The following is a 2,796-nucleotide window of genomic DNA, read 5'->3' as shown; positions in this document are numbered from 1 at the left end:
TGCGTCAGCAAGCTTAACGCCTACGGGTGTTAACGTTAATCTCAGGTGTTTAATTACTCACTGTAGGCGAGTGGCTTGCCACCGCGATACTCAATATTGTTTCGGTGTTTTTGCGTCAGCAAGCTTAACGCCTACGGGTGTTAACGTTAATCTCAGGTGTTTAATTACTCACTGTAGGCGAGTGGCTTGCCACCGCGATACTCAATATTGTTTCGGTGTTTTTGCGTCAGCAAGCTCAACGCCTACGGTGTTAACGTTAATCTCAGTGTTTAATTACTCACTGTAGGCGAGTGGCTTGCCACCGCGATATTCAATATTGCTTCGGTGTTTTTGCGCCAGCAAGCTTAACGCCTACGGGTGTTAACGGTAATCTCAGTGTTTAATTACTCACTGTAGGCGAGTGGCTTGCCACCGCGATATTCAATATTGTTTCGGTGTTTTTGCGCCAGCAAGCTTAACGCCTACGGGTGTTAACGTTAATCTCAGTGTTTAATTACTCACTTATAGGCGAGTGGCTTGCCACCGCGATATTCAATATTGTTTCGGTGTTTTTGCGTCAGCAAGCTTAACGCCTACGGTGTTAAGCTTTAACTGTGTTTTATCCATTAATGTTTATTGATATCTTGCCAACTGGTTTTAAGGCTGTTGGCGAATGAGATAAACTTTTCTTTAATGGTGCGCTTAATTTTAATTTCCACAGAGCCCAGAATAACTTTTCCTTCGATAGTAATGGTTGGCCCTTGGTGTTTATTCAGTGACACTGATTTGTTTTCAACACTACCAATAATACTGAACAGTTTTGATACAACATTGACGTGTTCTGGCACATAAATTTCATCATTGCCTAGTAAGCAATTGACATGGATGGTGATATTTTGATGCTGAAATATGGCGTCAGTGAAATCAAGTTCAATAGAACCAAGTAAGTTCGTCAGGTGGATTTCTTTTGGTACTACCCATTGCCCACTGCGCTCGTTTGATCCTAAGATACTTCGCAAGTGCAATGTTTCATCGCTGCTTTTATTACTATAGTTTGGGCTAAACTGCGCACGTTTTTCCCACTGGTAATTACTATCGGTTGTTAATTCTAGGTCACTTACCAAATCAATTAAGCTTTGGTTATCTTTCGCAGCCATTGCCTGATCTAATCGACGCTCAAAAGCATCAGCTGAAATAACAGCATGACTGTAGTTATATATTAATTGATCAATAACTTGTTCACGCACTTGCTCAATTGGGCGATCTTCTAATTTCACAGTCATGATGTATTCCTTATAAGTGATGCTGTTGGTGTATTTTATGATTGCTCAGTACTGCAATAGTTAAAGCAAAGCTTAGGCCATTTATTAATTAGCTTAATAATCAATAATTTAAATTTATTTTTGTTAGGTGCGTTTGTTATATTAACGACAGATTAACGAATAATGCTATTAAATGGTTAATTTTGCAACGACCAGAATAAATTACCGAGCAGTCTGTAAATAATTACCAAGACTAAAGCTAGCGCTATATCAAATAAAGCTTAAGTTATTGATTTTAAGTGCTTTAAAAGTTGGCTTGATGTTCGCATTAATCATATTGTCTTTAATCAAAAGGAGAAAGATTATGAAAACATTTAACAAATCTATTATTGCAGCGTTAGTTCTTGGTACAACCGCTATGGGTGCGCAAGCAAACAGCTGGGAAAATGAAAGTAAAGATGCTTGGATTGATGGTAAGGCAGAAACGGTTCTGTTAATGAACACTAACTTAAACAACTTTGACATTAACACTGATGTAAAAAATGGCAAGGTTGTACTAACTGGTAAAGTTGAAAGTGAGCTTGATAAAGAGCTAGCGGAAGAGCTTATCTTAAGTCTAGATGGTGTAACTGATGTTGATAACGAGCTAACGGTCGTTAAAAACACGGATACAAAAAGCAAGAAGATGAAATCAGATAGCACAGAAAGTGATTTAACGGATGCTAAAATTACTACCGTTATTACAACACGCTATTTGTTTAACTCTGAAGTAGGCGGTACGGATATTGACGTAGATACCGATAAAGGTGTGGTAACGCTAAATGGTACTGTTGGTTCGGATGCTGAAAAACAGCTAGCGGTGAAAATTGCTAAGAATGCCGAAGATGTTCGCGATGTAGTTGATAACTTAACTATTGTAGCTGAATAATCTATAAGCCACGAATGCCCAGTTATGCTGGGCTTTCTTATATAAATTTCAGGGAGTGAGAGTCATGGATTTAATACGAATTATATTTTCAGTACTTATTCCACCACTTGGTGTATTTTTACAAGTTGGTTTAGGTGCTCAGTTTTGGATTAATATTTTGTTAACATTACTAGGGTATATTCCTGGTCTGATACATGCAATTTATATAATCGGACGTCGTTAGAGTCACAGTGTGAAATATAACAAGGATGAACAGCCAATAGATGGCAAGGAGTAACATTATGGATAACGTATTAAGGAAAAACCAACAAGGGATCGTAAAAAGCGCAAAGCCACTTTGGACGGCACAGCAATGGAAGGAACTAATGAATAGCGCATCAAGGAGCGAAGTAAAAGCAGCAAGGAATGGGCTTTAAATAAGTAGATATTAGAAGGATTTTGCTAGGATGTTATATACCAAAATTATAAGTGTATGTTGTTATTTTCATTAAGAACATCCACTTATAACCTTCCCCAAGAATGTTTAACCTCTCATTTTATTATAGTCATAGGTGTTTTTGCGTCAGCAAGCTTAACGCCTACGGGTGTTAAAGTTTATCTCGGTGTTAAATCACTTGTAGGCGAGTG

Annotated in this window: 4 protein-coding genes; 3 read left to right on the top strand and 1 reads right to left on the bottom strand. The window is 38.0% G+C overall.

Annotated features, from left to right (window positions below; genetic code table 11):
• Positions 1-605: 605 nt before the first annotated feature.
• Positions 606-1,262: a LiaF domain-containing protein gene (locus H5158_RS17700; RefSeq protein WP_182740536.1), complete on the bottom strand. Its 657-nt coding sequence runs from the start codon at positions 1,260-1,262 to the stop codon at positions 606-608.
• 343 nt (positions 1,263-1,605) lie between these two features.
• Here H5158_RS17700 and H5158_RS17695 point away from each other — a divergent pair, with 343 nt between their 5' ends.
• The 3 genes from H5158_RS17695 to H5158_RS23420 all read left to right on the top strand — a co-directional run bounded on the left by H5158_RS17695 (position 1,606) and on the right by H5158_RS23420 (position 2,585).
• Positions 1,606-2,169 carry a BON domain-containing protein gene (locus tag H5158_RS17695; RefSeq protein ID WP_145236725.1) on the top strand — a complete coding sequence of 188 codons (564 nt, stop codon included), beginning with the start codon at positions 1,606-1,608 and terminating at the stop codon, positions 2,167-2,169.
• A gap of 64 nt (positions 2,170-2,233) precedes the next feature.
• Positions 2,234-2,392, top strand: coding sequence for a YqaE/Pmp3 family membrane protein (locus H5158_RS17690; RefSeq protein ID WP_149980587.1), 159 nt, complete (start codon positions 2,234-2,236; stop codon positions 2,390-2,392).
• A 58-nt stretch (positions 2,393-2,450) separates the two neighbouring features.
• On the top strand, positions 2,451-2,585 hold the full coding sequence (locus H5158_RS23420) for a hypothetical protein (protein WP_259397404.1): 135 nt from the start codon (positions 2,451-2,453) through the stop codon (positions 2,583-2,585).
• Positions 2,586-2,796: the final 211 nt, after the last annotated feature.

It is taken from the genome of Pseudoalteromonas sp. SR45-6 (assembly GCF_014163545.1).
GTDB classification, from domain to species: domain Bacteria; phylum Pseudomonadota; class Gammaproteobacteria; order Enterobacterales; family Alteromonadaceae; genus Pseudoalteromonas; species Pseudoalteromonas rhizosphaerae.
Note: the sequence above shows the minus strand (reverse complement) of the source record. Positions and strands in the feature narration are given on the sequence as shown.